This is a genomic window from Bacillus haimaensis, from assembly GCF_048270625.1.
In the GTDB taxonomy this organism is placed as follows: domain Bacteria; phylum Bacillota; class Bacilli; order Bacillales; family Bacillaceae_I; genus Sutcliffiella_A; species Sutcliffiella_A haimaensis.
On record NZ_CP158164.1, the window covers coordinates 1,499,265 to 1,516,897 of the forward strand.

Annotated in this window: 16 protein-coding genes and 3 pseudogenes; 17 read left to right on the plus strand and 2 right to left on the minus strand. The window is 35.5% G+C overall.

Annotated elements, in window-relative coordinates:
• Positions 1-1,050: 1,050 nt before the first annotated feature.
• From ABN702_RS07640 to ABN702_RS07715, 16 genes and pseudogenes are all read left to right on the plus strand, one after another.
• Entirely contained in the window at positions 1,051-1,782 is a 732-nt protein-coding gene (locus tag ABN702_RS07640; RefSeq protein ID WP_417900114.1) for a hypothetical protein, read from the plus strand.
• A gap of 136 nt (positions 1,783-1,918) precedes the next feature.
• Complete coding sequence (locus ABN702_RS07645; protein ID WP_417900115.1) at positions 1,919-2,104, plus strand: helix-turn-helix domain-containing protein; 186 nt, start codon at positions 1,919-1,921, stop codon at positions 2,102-2,104.
• Between the two features lie 48 nt (positions 2,105-2,152).
• Positions 2,153-3,292 (plus strand): tyrosine-type recombinase/integrase, encoded by a 1,140-nt coding sequence (locus tag ABN702_RS07650; RefSeq protein WP_417900116.1) that lies wholly within the window; start codon positions 2,153-2,155, stop codon positions 3,290-3,292.
• A complete protein-coding gene (locus ABN702_RS07655; RefSeq protein ID WP_417900117.1) occupies positions 3,279-5,159 on the plus strand; it encodes a site-specific integrase in 1,881 nt (626 codons plus the stop codon). The genes ABN702_RS07650 and ABN702_RS07655 overlap by 14 nt, the downstream gene beginning before the upstream one ends.
• Positions 5,152-7,161 (plus strand): tyrosine-type recombinase/integrase, encoded by a 2,010-nt coding sequence (locus ABN702_RS07660; RefSeq protein ID WP_417900118.1) that lies wholly within the window; start codon positions 5,152-5,154, stop codon positions 7,159-7,161. The genes ABN702_RS07655 and ABN702_RS07660 overlap by 8 nt, the downstream gene beginning before the upstream one ends.
• Positions 7,158-7,745, plus strand: coding sequence for a coiled-coil domain-containing protein (locus ABN702_RS07665; RefSeq protein WP_417900119.1), 588 nt, complete (start codon positions 7,158-7,160; stop codon positions 7,743-7,745). Before ABN702_RS07660 ends, ABN702_RS07665 begins: the two co-directional genes overlap by 4 nt.
• An 89-nt stretch (positions 7,746-7,834) precedes the next feature.
• Positions 7,835-8,500, plus strand: a pseudogene (locus ABN702_RS07670) (thymidylate synthase); the annotation flags it as partial.
• Positions 8,501-8,796: 296 nt separating this feature from the next.
• Positions 8,797-9,093 (plus strand): annotated as a pseudogene (gene thyA / locus ABN702_RS07675) (thymidylate synthase); the annotation flags it as partial.
• A gap of 66 nt (positions 9,094-9,159) precedes the next feature.
• Positions 9,160-9,648: a dihydrofolate reductase gene (locus ABN702_RS07680; protein ID WP_417900120.1), complete on the plus strand. Its 489-nt coding sequence runs from the start codon at positions 9,160-9,162 to the stop codon at positions 9,646-9,648.
• A 571-nt stretch (positions 9,649-10,219) separates the two neighbouring features.
• A pseudogene (gene thyA / locus ABN702_RS07685) lies at positions 10,220-10,507 on the plus strand (thymidylate synthase); the annotation flags it as partial.
• Positions 10,504-10,989: a dihydrofolate reductase gene (locus ABN702_RS07690; RefSeq protein WP_417900121.1), complete on the plus strand. Its 486-nt coding sequence runs from the start codon at positions 10,504-10,506 to the stop codon at positions 10,987-10,989. The pseudogene thyA (ABN702_RS07685) and the gene ABN702_RS07690, both read left to right, overlap by 4 nt.
• A 27-nt stretch (positions 10,990-11,016) precedes the next feature.
• Positions 11,017-11,733 (plus strand): lysophospholipid acyltransferase family protein, encoded by a 717-nt coding sequence (locus ABN702_RS07695; protein WP_417900122.1) that lies wholly within the window; start codon positions 11,017-11,019, stop codon positions 11,731-11,733.
• A 119-nt stretch (positions 11,734-11,852) separates the two neighbouring features.
• Positions 11,853-13,028, plus strand: coding sequence for a beta-aspartyl-peptidase (gene iadA / locus ABN702_RS07700; RefSeq protein ID WP_417900123.1), 1,176 nt, complete (start codon positions 11,853-11,855; stop codon positions 13,026-13,028).
• Positions 13,029-13,044: 16 nt separating this feature from the next.
• Positions 13,045-13,710, plus strand: a complete 666-nt coding sequence (locus tag ABN702_RS07705; RefSeq protein ID WP_417900124.1) for an SOS response-associated peptidase — start codon at positions 13,045-13,047, stop codon at positions 13,708-13,710.
• A 585-nt stretch (positions 13,711-14,295) separates the two neighbouring features.
• Positions 14,296-14,547, plus strand: coding sequence for a DUF2535 family protein (locus tag ABN702_RS07710; RefSeq protein WP_386638512.1), 252 nt, complete (start codon positions 14,296-14,298; stop codon positions 14,545-14,547).
• Positions 14,548-14,743: 196 nt separating this feature from the next.
• Entirely contained in the window at positions 14,744-15,586 is an 843-nt protein-coding gene (locus ABN702_RS07715; RefSeq protein ID WP_417900125.1) for a DegV family protein, read from the plus strand.
• 36 nt (positions 15,587-15,622) lie between these two features.
• Here the strand turns inward: ABN702_RS07715 and ABN702_RS07720 are convergent, their stop codons facing one another.
• Together ABN702_RS07720 and ABN702_RS07725 are read right to left on the minus strand one after the other, a co-directional pair.
• Positions 15,623-16,144, minus strand: a complete 522-nt coding sequence (locus ABN702_RS07720; RefSeq protein ID WP_417900126.1) for a PCYCGC motif-containing (lipo)protein — start codon at positions 16,142-16,144, stop codon at positions 15,623-15,625.
• A 107-nt stretch (positions 16,145-16,251) separates the two neighbouring features.
• Positions 16,252-16,518 (minus strand): hypothetical protein, encoded by a 267-nt coding sequence (locus tag ABN702_RS07725; RefSeq protein WP_417900127.1) that lies wholly within the window; start codon positions 16,516-16,518, stop codon positions 16,252-16,254.
• 122 nt (positions 16,519-16,640) lie between these two features.
• Between ABN702_RS07725 and ABN702_RS07730 the strand changes: the two genes are divergently transcribed.
• On the plus strand, positions 16,641-17,615 hold the full coding sequence (locus tag ABN702_RS07730) for a nucleoside hydrolase (RefSeq protein WP_417900128.1): 975 nt from the start codon (positions 16,641-16,643) through the stop codon (positions 17,613-17,615).
• Positions 17,616-17,633: the final 18 nt, after the last annotated feature.

The following is a 17,633-nucleotide window of genomic DNA, read 5'->3' on the forward strand; positions in this document are numbered from 1 at the left end:
GCAGAAGAACGATACAGTTTGTGAGAGCTTGGATATAATTCAAGTTCTTTTTTTATTGCGTACTATTTTCTTCAGCAATAGCTGAAAGGCATCGTGTTTTGTACTTTAATTTGTAATTGAATTTACAACCCAATTTGCAAGGCTACAATATTTATTTCACCCTTGCAAATTAGCCTACATTTCCGTAGTAAACGTTGATGTGACAACAAAAAAAAGAGCATCAAATTACATTGCAATTTGATACTCAATTCATATTACATTCTTAGTTTTTGTACTCCAAAACTGAACTACTTGATAATTAATGCGGTCGTCTTTTTATGATTTTTATGGATGTTTTCTATTGGGATGTTAAGAGTATATTATTTATTACTTTTTAAGGGACTTGTTCTGTTGCTGCGATGAAAGCCACTTATGAATACACTTTTCTTTTTTGCTTTTCTTAATAACAATTTCGCTTCTTTCAAATTGACATTTGAACCTGGTGAGTTTCCATTGTTTCTCTTTCTTTTTCCAAAAACATTTAGAAAAAAACGCATAATCTACCTCCATTTTTATTTAGGGAAAATTATTATATTTTATATTTTATATCCTCAAATTAGTAATATTACAAAATGTTATTTAACTATACTCAAAAAACCCTAATATGTGTTCCGCAAAGTCTTGAACAGATAAGAATTTTAGAAAAGTTCAAACAGGAAATTCAACAAGAAAACAAATTTTTGAAATACTGAACGGAATTTAACTAAATTGAGTGAAAGTTTATAAATAAGCATTCATGGAGAGCTTGTTGAGCAGAGGCTCGAAGGATAATTGGTTCGGTCTTTTAAAAGAAGTTATTGCACAAAAGAATATTTAAACTAATTGGCTATTACTAATTGGAATTGGCAATTTTATTAGATTAGAATTATAGAGGTTTATGTACAAAATTGATGTGAATTGTAACTACTATTCAAGTTATCCCTAGTACCAATATTATTTCCTCGAGGACCATGTAAAAGTATAATAAGGTATAATGCCCTATTAAAATGAATTTAGGAAGGAGTGCTAAGCTTGTCTTCAAAGGATTATGGCCAAATGGTGGTGGAATTTGAGCAAACAATAATAATGATACTTGAGTCAATAGAATATAAAAAGGTGAATTTTATTGAAAGACGTCTAGGATTATCCCGAGATGATATCATTAGAATTTCGAAATTACTTCCAAATGGAATTGACACTATTTATTTACCTCTGGTTGAGGAAGAGGAAAGAAAAGAAATGTTGGGAATTTTGAAGTTGACAAAAAAAACAGTAATGAAACTGAGAGAAACTGTTTTAAAAAATGAGATAAACAATAATATAAATGAACTAATATTAAGAAGAACACCGAAATCTTTTAAACAATCTAATAAGAATAAAGAAGCATATAAGAATTATCTAATAAATAAATATTCAAGTGAAATTGCTAACTTAACTGGGCGTACTGAGCGTAACGAGAAGAATTATTTTCGTGGTAAAACGTCGCTTACTCTGGAAATGGTGTTGGTTCTGGAGCAACTAGGATTTCATCGCGATGAATTGCTGGGACACAATTCAAGGAATACGGTTGAAAATAATAATGCCTTTAATAGGCTATCTATACACATGCAGAGAAATGAAGAATTCAAAGAAGATATTGAAGAAGTCTTGAATAGATTTGCAGACTTGCTGGATAGGATGAAAACAACTGACATTGCATTAGTAGACTTTCTGGTAAATTATTTTATAAATTATGAAGTTGGAAAAAATATTTCCGACATGTAAAATTTCAAATGTTTAAATGCTTGGTATTATAACATTTTAGAAAAAAAAGAATTATCAAAATAATAAAACTGTAAAAGTTGTAGTACGATTATTGTCGTACTACAACTTTTTTATTTGTAGTGAAGGGAGGAAAATCTTGAAAAGTGTTAAGAATGATATAACTGTATCAATTGCAGCAAAAATGCTAGGTGTTTGTGAAGAGACCGTTAAAAGGAAACTACGAATAGGAGAATTTCCAAACGCTTACAAAGAAACAAATAAACACCGGTGGAGAATTCCTATATCTGACCTTATTGATTATAAAAAACACTTTAAAAATTGAAAAGAAATATATAAACATAGTCTATGAGTTCTAGAAAGAGGCGTACTAATGAATTTAATCACATATCATTCAGAGGAAGGAACAACTCAGTATGTTTTCATAGACAAAAATGAAATTGTGGTAGAACACCCGACATTCTTTATTCGCTCAAAATTAAAATCGTCACTTTATAGTATAAAATCTGTTCATCATTATGCTAAAGTCTTGAAATACTTCTGTAGCTACTTAGAATTAACTTTTCCTAATTTATCGTGTGATGAAATAATTTGTAGTATAGATGGAATGTTCATTTCTGAGTATTTTAAATATCTATCTGATTGTAATCTCTCAGCAGCAACTATTAGAAATAGAGATGCAATTATTAAAGAATTTATGGAGTGGTTAACAACAATAGAAGGCGGAAAAGTAAAGGATAATACTGGATATATAAAAAATAAATACAAAACCCCTAAACCAAATAGAAAAATACCTAAAATACTTATGCTTGACGAAATTATTCAACTTATTAATTCACTTCATGAAGAGAGTCAAAGGTGCATAATTCATTTTTTATATGATACTGGAATTCGAGTTTCCGAACTGCCAAGAGTGAAAATAAAGGATATTCCTAATCTTTCTGAATATTCCTCGGAAATAAATTATTTTAAATTAAGAGTTGATGGAAGTAAGGGAAGGGGAGGGAAAACAAAGGAGAGATTGACTTATATTTCTAGGGCAATGATACAAAGAGTAAACAGGCTTCATACACAAAATAAAAAATATAGGAAAGCAAGTTTGATTTTTAAAGAAAATATGCCATGTTTTTTAAATACACATGGTGGAGAAATAACAGAAAATGCAATAAGAGCGCTATTGAGACAAGCAGCATTAAGGTCCAAATTAGACCCCAAAAAGTATAGTGCACATAAATACCGTCATAGCTTTGCTGTATCAATTTTAAGTAGTGAGTATGACAAAGAGTTCACAAATAAATTAGTGATGACAAAAGAAGCACTCGGTCATAATCAGATAAAAAGTACAGAAATATATACTTCAATTGCACCTATTGCAATTGAAAATTTACAAATGAAAAATAAGTCACATGATATCAATTTTAGGTATGAAGCTTCTCAGAGGATATATGAGGAAACATTTAAGCCACAAAAAAATCACATTGAAAAAAGAGGGAGAAATAATGGAAGAAAATAAAATTATAGACCGACTGATTACCAAACCACCTGAACCAACATATAAAAACCCATATGCACAAGTTGATTTTATCTTTCAGCAAGTCGGAAATTTAAAACATAATAAAGCAACACAAAGCAATTACAAATCAGCACTTTATTATTACAAAAGATTTTTACAAGATACCAACAACTACGATAATAGGCTAAGCGAGGATAGTAGATTTTTTTTAAATGAATATTGGGATGAATTTTCCCTTTCTAAAGTCAAGAAATACATTGATAACAATAATATTAAAGGGATGGATGGTTATTTAACTTCAAACACTCTTGTAGGATACTTTAGTTGTATAAGGAATGTCATGGAGGAGGCAGTACACCACAACTTAACAAAAACAAAGGATGTTTTTTGGGTTTCAATTGGTAGTGCAGTACGTGAAACAGACCAAAATGTCGCCTATTTAAAAGAAGAATTGGATGAAGTTATGAAAGCGGTAACTACTGAAATTGGTTTCACTTATAAAATTTTTAAAGATAAGGGTTACAAAAAAACCGGGATAGGTGTTGACCCTCGGAAGCTAAAAAGAGGCCAACCTGCTGAGGTATATGGGTGGAATAATATAGATAACTTTAGATGGTATTTTGAAAACGTTCTAAATTGTGAACCTATATTGGGTACCCCAGAAAATAATATAAAGCATAATTCTTTCCTTGTATATGCTCCAGGAAAATACTTTAAAAGATATGGAGGACTTCCAGGCATATATCGAATGTGGGGTGTTACTCCATATATTAGTGCTGAAATAATAATGCCACTTTTAATTAAATTGGCTATGGAAACTGGTCTCAATGCTAATACATTATATGATTTAAATATTGATTGTTTTAAAAAACAACACCCATTAAGCGGTACCCCTTATTTATCATATTATAAGGGAAGAAGTGGCGGAGAAAAAGAACTCCATATTAATACAGGAAAGTATGAAGATGATATGGAAATTAAGAATTTTCGTCACCATCAGGCAGTTATTATTGAAAATACTATAAATCAAATAAAACATTTAACAGAGGGAATAAGGAACTTGGCCCCAACATACTTGCAATCAAAGCTATTTATTTTTCAATCATCTTCACAGAGAAGCTTAGGTGAAATTAAGCTAATATCAAGTAGTGTCAGTTCAAATTGGTGTAGCAATATTGTAAAAAAATACAATCTTAAATCTGAAGTTGGTGAAGATTTAATTTTTTCAGTACAAAGGTTCAGACCTACTAGGATAGCTCGGATGGTTGAAAAAGGAATTGACATATTTGAAATACAGCACGAGATGGGGCACAATTCAATAAATACTACATTAAACTATTTAGAAAAAAATCAATTTAATGTAATTTCTAAAAGAGAAACCAATAATGCTCTTAACAACATATTTAGAAATTTAGAATGGGCTAGTAAAGAGAAACCTGAATATGCAACTTCAAATAATTTAAATAACAATGTCATTTATAAAGGTATAGTATGCGATTGTAAAAACCCATTTAATCCACCTGAACAAGTAAAACAGTTGAAAGGTTATCAATCTGGAGACGCTTGTTCTAGGTTTAACATGTGTTTTTTTTGTGATAATGTCCTTATTTTCAAAAAGCATCTTCCTTTCGCATGGGTCTATAAAAAACAAATTGAAGTTTCTTTAGATAGTAATAAAGGAGATTTACCAAATGAATTATTCTATAATAGAACCCTTGATGTCATTAACAATCTATTTGATAGTGATTTTTCTGAATTTAATGATGAAGATTTAGAATGGGCAAAAAAGGTTGCTGAAGGAATGGATGAATTGATTGACCCAGTTACTTATAAGCCTGTAAATGAAGTGATTAATACACATGTTTAATAGAAAACTTTTAGAATTAGAGGAAATATTAAAAGATGATTTTACAATTCCAAAAAATGAACTAATATCTAAGAATGATAAATTTGATGACGATGTCTGGGATTTTTATGATAAGAAAAATCAAAGATTAAATTCTGTTTGCAGAAGCAAACAAATAATTAAGTGGGTTTATTGGCAAGGAAAACTACCTGATAAAATAATTAATGATGTGAAAATCCTTGCCTATTTTTATGTGCACTGTCCAAGTGTCCTTTCTAAAACAAGTCACATTGGCAGTAGTGGATACAAGCCAAATACCTTATCAAGTAAAATTAATGTACTTTTAGATTATCTATTAAAAGTGTACAACTATAGAGAAGTAATACTTTCAAACAAAGAAAAAGTGAATTTAGTCTTGTCACTCTCTGATATTACGTTAGGAGATTTAAATGAAGTTTCATTATTAATTACAGGCAAAAATAAAACTTATTTTCAAACTGTAAAGTCTGGTTTAATGGCATTAGGTAATCCAATAATTCAAAAATTTTTGGGGAGTCCCATTAACTGGTCTTCTAATGACTTAAAATATTTGCGTTTTGGCTCATCAAACACAAATAATATTAAAGTAACAAACTTTCAGTCAATGCCGCTGGATGATAATTATTTTAATTTTATCGTAAAGCAGGCCACTATAGATGTTATATCTTTTATGAAGCAAATGAACATAGAAATAATTACACCTATACCCGAAACATATAAAGGTGAAATAAAAGAATTTTTTAAGGGACAGGCTCTTGATGAATTATTTAAAGATTATGTCTTTACAAGAGGGTTCGAACGTGAACAAACTATTAAGTTTAATAAACGTACTTCGATGAGTTCTAATTTAAAAAGAAATTTTCTAACTAAACATGAAGTTTCAATAAAAGAATTCAATAAACTTGTAAATAGAGTACATAGGGCTGCATTATTCCTATTGTTTCAATTTACAGGAGTAAGATATAGTGAAGCAATTGGATTTAAGATAGGCTGTCTACGTAAAGTGCAAACTGACCTATTCGTAATAAAAGGGGCTGTAATAAAACATCGAAGTTTGAAACTACCAGTAGACATAGATGAATGGGTTGCAGCGCCTATAGTTAGAGATGCAATAAAAGTTTTGGAGGAAATTTCAAAATTCACTTTTAATAAGTTCCTTGTTTCAAATACTTATACTGTCTGTTTAAATGTAGAAGAAAAACCTTACTCAAACAAAGGAATTAATGATGCACTCTCTCTCTATGTTGCGGATATAGATACGGAAATGAAATATTCTGAGATGAAACGGACCAAAAATGGGTCTACTAGGAATGTCCTTTTAGAAAAATATAAAATTTCTGTACATCGTTTAAGGCATACTTTAGCATTAAATCTGATTAGGGCTAAACTAGGGATACCATATATAAGTTATCATCTAAAACATGTACACACCGCAATTGTTAGCTTTTCCACTATAAATGACGTAACTTTAGGGTATGGTGGTATCAAAAATGAACTCTTTAATAGCGCAATCGCTATTAATCAAGCACAAGGAGAACTTGTAAATGAGATTTATCATCCAAACTCACCAGTAGAAGGTGGAAGCAACAAGGAAGAGTTTAAAAATAGAAGAAAGAATTATTTTCAAGGACTTATGGTTAATGATGAATGGGAATTAGAAGAAATTATGGAAATGTTAAAAAAAGAAGGTGCTCCTTTTGCGGATGTTGGATTGGGCTATTGTGGTGGGAAAAAGGATATTGTATTAAAAGATGGTTCAAAACAATCTCCTCCCTGTATTGGCCAGCTAAAATGTAACCCAAAACAATGCGGAAATGCTATCATACCAAAATCAAAAATACCTTTATGGGTAAAAATGTATAAAGAAAACAAAGAAAAGTTGAGAGACCCTAATTTTGCATATTCAAGGAATACTTTAGAAAAGTTTGATGCGGAAGCTAGGAGTGTAATAGAAGGGTTTGGTTTAGAGGTGGAAATAAAATGACGAAAATTCCTGATGTAGTTTTGGCAAATAATAAGTGCACAGATAAAGTGAAATGGATTGAAGAACATGACCGATATATTGGTAAAGGTCAGTTTTTTGATAATACAAATCAATTAGACTGGTGGAAAATAAACTCACAAATTCGTGAAGCCTTTGATAAAATTGAACAAGAAATTAACAGAAAATTGAAAAATAATAAGCATGTCTCAGTTAGAATAGTAAGTTGGTCTAGAATTGCTTCGCTTGCAAATTGTGATAGGAATACGATAAAGCATAAAGGACGCTATCATTGGACTTTTGAAAGAAGAACAAAATTGATTGAAAAAATAAAAAATGAATATAAAAATACATCACAAGAAAACGAGTTTAGTGAAATTGAAAGCTTAAAGAATGAAGAGCTGAATGAGAAATTAATTAAAATCCAGTCAGAAGTCGCTAAATGGGTGTATAAGTATAAAGATGCAGAAGAAGAAATTAAGCAATTAAACAAGTTGATTTCTTATAAAAGTGCTACTATAGATGAGAGGAATAATCAGATAAAAGAGCTCAGAATACAGCTTAAAGCAATGATGAAAAGCAATTAACAATAAAAAAACGGAGAAAAATGTAGTATTATTGTTATGGATACTTATTTTTCTTCGTTTTTGCTATGTAATTTAAAAGGAGTGATTTTATGAAACACCCAGAATATGCCTATTTAGAAACCCTAAAGCATGTTTTGCAAAATGGAACTGAGAAGACAGATAGAACAGGCACAGGTACTATATCTGTATTTGGTTATCAATCAAAATTTGATTTAAGTGAAGGCTTTCCTTTACTTACGACAAAGAGAATACCCTTTCGTTTAATAGTAAGTGAATTGCTTTGGTTTATTAAAGGTGATACAAATATAAAATATCTTTTACAAAATAATAATAACATCTGGAATGAATGGGCCTTTAAAAAATGGATAGAAAGTGATGAATATATCGGTCCAGATATGACAGACTTTGGACTGAAAAGTTTAAAGGATGAAGAATTCAATAAATTGTACATAGAACAGATGGAAAAATTTAAAACAAAAGTATTAAATGACGAAGAATTTGCCACCAAATTCGGAGAATTAGGTAACGTATATGGAAAACAATGGAGAGCGTGGGAAACTTCTAATGGTGAAACTATTGACCAACTTAAAGAAGTAATTGACGCTATAAAAACAAATCCGGACTCAAGAAGACTTATTGTTTCTGCATGGAGCCCTGAGGATACAAAACCTAATAAATCAGCTTTACCACCTTGTCATACTTTATTTCAATTCAATGTTGCAGATGGTAAATTAAGTTGTCAATTATATCAGCGTTAACAGCCTAGCGCCTTTACAGAGTAATCTGTATTGAAAAACTCCTTTAATTCAGGGGATACCCAAACCGAAATTAGCTTTAAATAAATTGGGCGGTGGGCAATCCTGAGCCAAGCCTAGATTAATACCTAGGAAGGTGCAACGACCAGAACGTGATTGTTCGTAGGGTACAAGCTATTGGTACCCGAAAATGGGAGCATCCTTTCTCAAAAAAGGATGGAGAGATGGTCTGACCTTGTTGGAAACAACAAGCTGCTTAAGCGGATTAGGCTTAGCGAGCCTGATTGAACAATGTGAGTGCTGACCTCTTTATCGGAGTGCCATTTAACATTGCAAGTTACGCATTACTAACACACTTAATTGCTCATGAATGTAACCTTGAAGTAGGGGAATTTGTTCATACTTTGGGAGATGCTCATATATATCTAAATCATACTGAACAAGTCAAAATCCAGCTTGAAAGGGTCCCAAGACCTCTGCCTAACATATCATTAAATAATGAAAAAAAATCTGTATTTGATTTTGATATAGATGATATTAATCTCGATGGATATGACCCACACCCTTCAATAAAAGCACCTATTGCAGTTTAATAATATTTATATGGCTCAAGGCAATAATATGCCTTGAGCGTATTTAATAAAAAGGAGAAATATAAAATGATATCCTTTATTGTAGCTATGGATATAAATTCACTAATTGGTAAAGAAAACAATTTACCTTGGCATTTACCAGCCGATTTAAAGTATTTTAAGAATGTTACGCTTGGACATCCAATTGTAATGGGGAGAAAAACATATGAGTCTATAGGCAAAGCATTACCAGGACGTGAAAACTTTATTCTAACTAGGGATGAAAATTATGCCTGTGTAGATTGTACAATAATTCATTCAATTTCTGATATAGAAGCATTAAGTAAAAACTTAAATAAAGAAATCTTTGTAATTGGAGGTGCCGAAATTTTTAAGGAAGCCTTTTATCTTGCAGACAAATTGTATATAACTCAAATAAGTGAAAAATTTGAAGGAGATACATTTTTCCCGAAGTTTAATAAAGAAAACTGGGAGAGAACATATACCGAAAAAGGTGTTAGAGATGAAAAAAATCCTTATGAGTATACATTCAATATCTATAAAAAGTTATCTTAGTTGAAAAGTTTATGGTGTTGGAGTATGTACTTTAGATATATAAATTAATGTAAATATCAAGGAGCAATTATGAAGAAGTACCTTGTTTGGGGAGTGTTTTTTCTAATAGCATTATTTATCATTTTCCCTATTTTAGTAAATTTTTTAATGAACTTTAGGTTAGAAGTTAGTGGAGGAGAACAAGAATGGATACCATTTTCGCTTCTTTTTACGGAGCACTATTTGGTGGTTTAATATCTGGTGCTCTAACTCTCGGTGGTGTTTATATTACAATACGAGAAAAAGAACAGAGTATATGATAGATATCCAGTAAAAAGGAAGTATGCTGGAGAAGTGCTAAATAAGTTTGATGAGCTTAAATCTATATTACTTGAAAAATATAGAGAGGGAGAACTAACAGCTTTCTAAAATACAAATAAACTATTTTCTGTTTGATTTTATAGGCGAATATGATACAAATATAATAAAAATGATTTTAAATATAGATTTTTGCTTTTATAATTTGATTAATACATAAAAGTATAAACAATTGCCTTTTAATTAACGTATTATTCAAATTTATACTACCGAAAAATTCCTTGGTGTCCCATTTAATATCGCATCCTATGCATTATTAACCATGATGGTCGCCCAAGTTTGCGATTTAGCGCCTGGAGAGTTTATCCACACCCTTGGAGATGCTCATATCTATACAAACCATTTAGATCAGGTAAAATTGCAGCTTGGCAGAGAACCGAAAAATCTGCCTAGAATGGAAATCAACAAAGAGGTGAAATCCCTTTTTGACTTTACCTATGAAGACTTTAAGTTGGTAGGCTATGATCCACATCCAGCGATCAAAGGAGTGGTCAGTGTATGATATCCATGATCGTTGCAACTGACAGAAATGGTCTGATAGGCAAGGACAATGATATGCCATGGAGACTACCCGAGGACCTGACTTATTTCAAAAGGATCACAACAGGCTCAACAGTCGTGATGGGAAGAAATACTTTTGAATCCATTGGTATGCCGCTTCCGAATAGAGAGAACATCATACTCACAAGAAGTAGTGACTACCATGTGGAGGGTTGCAAAACATTATCCTCCATCGAGGCACTTAAAGAGATGGCTCAAACACAAGAGGAAATTTTCGTCATTGGTGGGGCCAATATCTACAAGCAGGCTATGCCGTTTACAGAAAAACTTTACCTTACTTATATTGACGAGGAATTTGTGGGGGATACCTATTTCCCTGAAATCGAAAAAAGTGAATGGAATCTGGTTTCGGAAGAAAAGGGAGTAAAGAATGAAAAGAACCCTTATGACTACTTTTTCAGGGTATATAAGCGAAGACATTAGAGTTGTTTGGATTAGGGAGAGAATGAAATGCTACGTACGTTATGGTGGTTTACCTACTTTTTCGGCTATTTGATTTATAGCTTGCCGACAATAGAAAAAGTAAAAAGATTGGCCCCTTCCATGCCAGTGGAAGAGAGAGATACAATTATTCACGAAAAGCCGAAGCATTGGGCAAAAAGCCTGGTGAACATTACTGGATCCAACATTAGAGTAATTGGAGAAGAGAAGGTTCCAAGTGGACCAGTGCTTTTTGTAAGCAACCACCAAGGAAACTTTGATGTCCCGATCCTGATCGGTTTTCTTCAAAAGCCACTTGGTTTCATTTCAAAAGTTGAAGTGAAAAAGATTCCTTTTATCCCAAGATGGATGGAAGCGATGAATTGCGTATTTATCGATCGCAAGGAAAGAAGAAAAGCCATCCAGTCCATCAGGGAGGGCATTGCAACATTGAAAGAGGGACATTCTTTGGTTATTTTCCCGGAAGGAACAAGAAGCAAGGGGAATGAGATGGGAGAGTTCAAAAAAGGGGGACTGAAGCTCGCTACAGAAAGCAGAGTACCAGTTGTTCCTGTTACCATCTCCGGCTCCTATAACATCATGGAAAAGAGCAAGTTCGGTTTTCAACCAGCAAATGTAACAGTAACCATCAGCGACCCGATCTACATCCCAGCAGAAGGAAAAGTCGATGGCACCGAACTGGGTATCGAAGTACAAAATCGAATCAAGGAACATTTAATACACTAAAAAACTATCAATGCAAATATAGTATATTTCAACACCAAGCATGGTCACTACTGCAATCAGTTAGTGGCTTTTGTTCTATTTATGAATAGGAGAGAATATACAAGGGGGAAAATGGGAGTATGTTGAAATTGATCAAGAATGTTCATGTTTATGCACCTGAAGATCTAGGAAGGAAAGATGTTCTTCTGATTGGTGATAAAATAGGGGCTGTCGAAGATGAAATAACGCTACAGACCAATCTTCAAAACATTGAGTTGATTGATGGAGAGGGACAATGCCTAGTTCCGGGATTCATAGATGCCCATGTTCATATTACAGGTGGTGGCGGAGAAGGCAGTTATCATACGAGGACGCCTGAGCTGATGCTTACTGACGCAACAACATCGGGAATCACAACACTTGTCGGTGTTCTAGGAACAGATGGGACCACCAGAACGATGGCAAGCCTGATTGCCAAGGCGCGTGCTCTCGAAGAGGAAGGCATTTCCTGCTACGTACATACAGGGTCTTATCAGGTTCCCGTCAAAACCCTGACAGATAGCATCGAAAATGATCTTATCCTTATCGATAAAATCATAGGTGTCGGTGAAATTGCCATTGCGGATCATCGTTCCTCACAGCCTACCATGGAAGAGATGGCGAAAATTGCTTCCAGTGCAAGGGTGGGAGGGATGCTATCAGGTAAGGGAGGCATCGTCAATATTCATGTCGGGGATAGCCGTGCATTGTTGTCCCTTATTGAGAAGGTAGTCGAAGAAACGGATATTCCGATAACACAGTTCTATCCGACACATATCAATCGAAATAATAGCTTATTTGAAGCAGGCATTCATTTTGCCAAAAATGGAGGGTATGTGGATTTTACAACCAGTACTGTTCAAAGATTTCTCGATCAGGGGGAGGTCAGTTGCAGCACGGGCCTAAAAAAGATGCTTGAGGCAGGAGTGCCGATCCAAAACATTACATTCACTTCTGACGGACAAGCAAGCCTTCCAGAATTCAATGAGCAGGGGGAACTTGTCGGATTGCAGGTGGGGAAAGTACGGTCCCTATTTCAAGCAGTAAGAGAGGCAATCCTCCAGGAAGGAATTCCGCTTGATGTCGCAATTAGAGTCATCACAGAGAATCCGGCAAGGATTTTGAAGCTAGCCCAGAAAGGGACGATTTCCACAGGGAAGGATGCGGATCTGGTAATGTTGGATCCACATAATCTGACAGTACAAACCGTGTTTGCTAAGGGAAAGATGATGGTCCAACAGGAGAAGGCAATCGTTAAGGGTACCTTTGAAGATTAAAGGAGGGTTCCGATATATGTGTGGAAGATTTTCTCTGACGACAGAAATTCATAAATTACAGGAGCGATTTTTTCTTGAGAATTCAGATAGCCTTGATTTTCAGCTGGGCTACAATATTGCACCCGGGCAAAAAGTGCTGGCTGTGGTCAAAGGGGAACAAAAGAACAAGGCAGGATTTTTGCATTGGGGGCTGGTACCGAGCTGGGCAAAGGATAAGAAAATCGGGAATAAAATGATCAATGCCCGAGCTGAAACGCTACAGGAAAAAGTGAGCTTTCGGCGTCTTCTTGAGAGAAGGCGCTGTCTCATCCTGGCCGATAGCTTCTTCGAATGGAAAGCGGATGAAGGTGTGAAAAAGCCCGTCAGGTTTGTCATGCAAGATCAGGAGCCATTTGCATTTGCTGGACTCTGGGACCGGTGGAACCATGACGGAGAGGAATTGGTAAGCTGCACTGTCATCACTACTCAGCCCAATGAACTTGTAAAGGATGTACATAATCGTATGCCTGTCATCCTTCAGAAGGAGCATGAACAGAAATGGATAGATCAGGAAGAACAAGATCTAACCTTTCTAACCTCCATTCTTACACCGTTCGACGCTCGGTTCATGAAAGCATATAAGGTTTCTTCTGCTGTAAATTCACCTAAAAACAATGATTTAAGATGTATTACACCCACTTAAAATGTATGCTATTTTCGTAAAGATTGTTGTTTTTAAATATATGGCTGGGCTAAAGTTATCATGTCAACATTAAACTCCATGTTGATTTCCGTTCCAGGCGTTCGCTTATCCAGGAAGGCCTCGGGAGCCTCCTCGGCGCTTTTGCGCCTGCGGGGTCTCCCTTGACACGCTGCTCCCGCATGAGTCTCACACCTTGCACTCCAATAAACAGGGGTGAATAATAGTATAAAATTGCCTTCCTAAAGTATGAAAAAAAATTGAACTTTTTCTCATGTTTTCATTTCAGTGGAGCAAATGATGTTAAAAACTGAGTTGATTGTAGTGGAGGACACTTGACTCCTGCGGGAGAATAGAGGGCATGGGAGATCCCACAGGCGAAGCCGAGGAGGCTCCCATCCGTCCCCGGGGAATCTTGTGTCCCTCGCTGCAATCAACGGGCTACATTTGTTGCATACAATTTATCCATTTAAAAACAATGAATGCGAAAACAGCTAAAATGTTTTATTTTGTCAGACTAAATATTAACACTTGTGAGAAAGATTGGGGTATAATAATGACAAACGGGTGAAAAAGAGGATTGATATTTTGCTATGGAAAAGCCTAGAGTTCACGATTGAAAAGGGACAGAAGGTAAAAGTCATTGAAATTCCAGTATTGGAGGACGATAGCACATATCACTTTATGCTTCGTGTCAGATTGCAGACATTTTTAACACAAATACTTTCGGATAAAAATCCCAAGCAAGTGTATTCCTTCAGGGAATATCTGCAAAAAGTGTTGAAATGGCCGGATTATTGCAATGTTATAAAAACAGATATCTTAAAAAATAATGCTTAGTGAACCGAGAATGTGATAATATGGGGACAGGGCTAACACCCTGTTATTTTTTTTGTCAAAAAACGCCAAACAAGAAAAATTTGTGACAAAATCCTGCATAATGTCGGTTACAAGTCGAAAAATAAGAGTAATTGGTTTGATGTGCATATAAATGCAGGTATAATAATAACAAGGCTATATTTGGGGAAGTGAATTCATGACAAACGTAAAAATAGTGACGGATTCGACTGTTGATATTGATCAATCCATCATAGAGGAGTTAGACATCAAAATTGTACCATTGTCCATCACCATAGATGGAAAATCATACATAGACAGATTTGGTATCAAACCTGATGAATTTTTGTACAAGATGAAAGAATCGAAGGAACTTCCGAAAAGCTCCCAACCTGCTGTTGGTACTTTTGTGGAAACATATGACGAACTAGGCAGAGATGGAAGCAGAATATTGTCCATCCACATGACAGGCGGAATGAGCGGGACAGTTACATCTGCAGAAAGTGCCTCCAATATTTCCGAAGCTGATGTAACAGTGGTGGACTCGCGCTTCATTTCTTTTGCTTTATCATTTCAAGTAGTAGAAGCTGCAAAAATGGCTAAGGAAGGAAAGTCCATTGAAGAAATTTTGAAAAGATTGGATGCAGTAAGAGCTAACACGGATTTGTTCATCATGGTGGATACATTGGATAATCTCGTGAAGGGTGGACGGATTGGACGCGGCAAGGCCATGATCGGCTCCTTATTAAGCATTAAACCGATCGCATCGCTTGCTGACGGGGTATACACACCGGTGAACAAGGTCAGAAGCCATTCCCAAGTCATAAAATTCTACACGAAACAATTCAAGGAAGATATTGCAGGCAAAACAGTTAAACGTGTAGGAATTGCGCATGCAGGCTGCCTAAAGCTTGCAGAAACGTTAAAAGCTTCCCTGCAGGAGGCATCGGGATTTCAGGATGTGCAGATAGCATTCACTACACCTGTCATTTCCACTCACACCGGACCAGGTGCACTTGCACTCATGTATTTTGCAGAATAGAACCGAAAAAGCTAAGGGCTTGGCCCTTAGCTTTTTCTATTGGTTAGAAGGCGGCATTGGTGTTGGTGTGGGAGAGGAATACCCTTCCTTGTAAGCCTCATCGATGCCGTCTCTGATTTCTTTTATGGATTTCCCGTCTTTATATTCCATTACCGCAGTAGCTGCAATTTCCAGACACACTCCGCATCTAGTTCCATGATCATCCCATTCAAGGGAACCGTCCCCATTCACTTCATGTACGAAGCATTGGTAACTGCTTTTATGTCCAGCTGAAGTTCCGCACCCACAATAGCAGGGAATATGCTCCAGTAATTCCTGGTGTTGTGCTGCAGCGGCATAGATTATTTTGATATCGTCTGATTTCTCGTCCAAAAAGGAGGGAAGCTCTTGAACGGAACCGGTTTTTTCTCTAAGGTCCCCTTGAAAGAAAGAAGGTTTTTCATGCTGGTGATGTTCTTCTGCTTCAGACGATTGGTCTGTTACATTCGTCTCTGAATTATTGGAACATCCCGTGAAAATGACCATGATGAATACAACTATAAATGCCATTTTTTTCATATTGTACACCTCGTTTACATAAACTATACCATTCTACTATAACATAGCCGAAATATGGATACTTTAACAGCTTTGTGAACGAGGTGCTGGTTATAATATTTATCAAATTACCAGAATAGTAGACCGCCTAATACGATTCCCGTAACGAAAGCCAATGGAACAGCTACAGGGTTATATCCGTAGCCATAATACCCGCCATATCCACCGAAAAAGCCCATTCCGAATCCATTCAGGCCTCCTCTTCTATTTGGCTGAATATATACATGGCTTGGTGATACCCTTACAATTCTTCCACAATGACTCGAGCCGTCTCTGCATCTGATGGTAACCACTTGACCATGGTAGCGCCGGCACTGTTGGTAAAACTGTGACATATCTTCATCCTCCTATCGATTAGATTACATAGTAGACTATTCCACATCCTGAAGTGTTGCTTGTACGTTTGACTAGCTATGTCCGATCGCACAGAATTTTTCAGTTAAAGGAGGACATCTGGGTGAGCACGAAAATCCTATTGTTTGCAGATTTTGGCATCGACGATATTATGGCAATCATCTATGCGTACAATGAAGTCAATGTGGATATAGTAGGAGTTGTTGCAGAATACGGAAATGTCCAGAAAAGGACCGCTATTCGAAACGCGAAATATTTGCAGGAAGTTACAGGCAGAGATGATGTTCCCTTAATTGGAGGTGCTGAACGTTCGTTAATCGGTGTGCCGCCCATCTATTATCCGGAAGTTCATGGACCTGAAGGATTTGGGGGCTTTGTTCCACTCTCGGAATATATCGATGAAGAGGAAGAAAATATTTTTGAAAACTTCCATCAAATCTACGATATCATCGAAAAGTATGATGGAGAGTTGACGATTGTCTGTGTAGGGAGGCTCACCTCCTTGGCCACTTCATTTATTCTTTATCCAGAAACGGTAGCAAAAGTCAAAGAGATATTCATAATGGGTGGAGCATTCAATTTTCCCGGCAACGTGACTCCTGTTGCGGAAGCTAATATTTATGGTGATCCCTATGCAGCTAACATCGTATTCAATTTCGCAGAAAATTTGACCATTTTCCCCCTGAATGTAACACAGCAGGCGATCCTCACATATGAAATGGTCAATTACATCGATCAGGTAAATAAAGAGGCGAACAACACGCTTGGTCAGATTATCAAACCGATGATGGACTATTATTGGCAATTCTATAAATCACAGATACCTACCATACCTGGTGCACCAATACACGATGTTGTTACATTATGGGGAGTATTCAATGAACAGCACATAAAGTATGTCAAAAAGCCTGTCAGTGTGGTAACAGCAGCCGGGAATGCCTTCGGACAGACGGTAGGCGATTTCCGTGATTTTGTCCAGCTGTCAGACAAACCTGTCCATCGGATCGCCATAGCGATTGACTATTCCAAGTTTATCAGTCGGGTTGTGGAAGTGCTGACAACTGAATTGATCAATTAGACGAAAAGTCACCTCTTT

What these genes read in the sequence shown, in the direction of transcription:
- ABN702_RS07650 (WP_417900116.1), top strand. Translation starts at nt 2,153, where the DNA reads ATGAATTTAATCACATATCATTCAGAGGAAGGAACAACTCAGTATGTT.
- ABN702_RS07655 (WP_417900117.1), top strand. Translation starts at nt 3,279, where the DNA reads ATGGAAGAAAATAAAATTATAGACCGACTGATTACCAAACCACCTGAA.
- ABN702_RS07660 (WP_417900118.1), top strand. Translation starts at nt 5,152, where the DNA reads ATGTTTAATAGAAAACTTTTAGAATTAGAGGAAATATTAAAAGATGAT.
- ABN702_RS07665 (WP_417900119.1), top strand. Translation starts at nt 7,158, where the DNA reads ATGACGAAAATTCCTGATGTAGTTTTGGCAAATAATAAGTGCACAGAT.
- ABN702_RS07680 (WP_417900120.1), top strand. Translation starts at nt 9,160, where the DNA reads ATGATATCCTTTATTGTAGCTATGGATATAAATTCACTAATTGGTAAA.
- ABN702_RS07690 (WP_417900121.1), top strand. Translation starts at nt 10,504, where the DNA reads ATGATATCCATGATCGTTGCAACTGACAGAAATGGTCTGATAGGCAAG.
- ABN702_RS07695 (WP_417900122.1), top strand. Translation starts at nt 11,017, where the DNA reads ATGCTACGTACGTTATGGTGGTTTACCTACTTTTTCGGCTATTTGATT.
- iadA (WP_417900123.1), top strand. Translation starts at nt 11,853, where the DNA reads ATGTTGAAATTGATCAAGAATGTTCATGTTTATGCACCTGAAGATCTA.
- ABN702_RS07705 (WP_417900124.1), top strand. Translation starts at nt 13,045, where the DNA reads ATGTGTGGAAGATTTTCTCTGACGACAGAAATTCATAAATTACAGGAG.
- ABN702_RS07715 (WP_417900125.1), top strand. Translation starts at nt 14,744, where the DNA reads ATGACAAACGTAAAAATAGTGACGGATTCGACTGTTGATATTGATCAA.
- ABN702_RS07720 (WP_417900126.1), bottom strand. Translation starts at nt 16,144, where the DNA reads ATGAAAAAAATGGCATTTATAGTTGTATTCATCATGGTCATTTTCACG.
- ABN702_RS07725 (WP_417900127.1), bottom strand. Translation starts at nt 16,518, where the DNA reads ATGTCACAGTTTTACCAACAGTGCCGGCGCTACCATGGTCAAGTGGTT.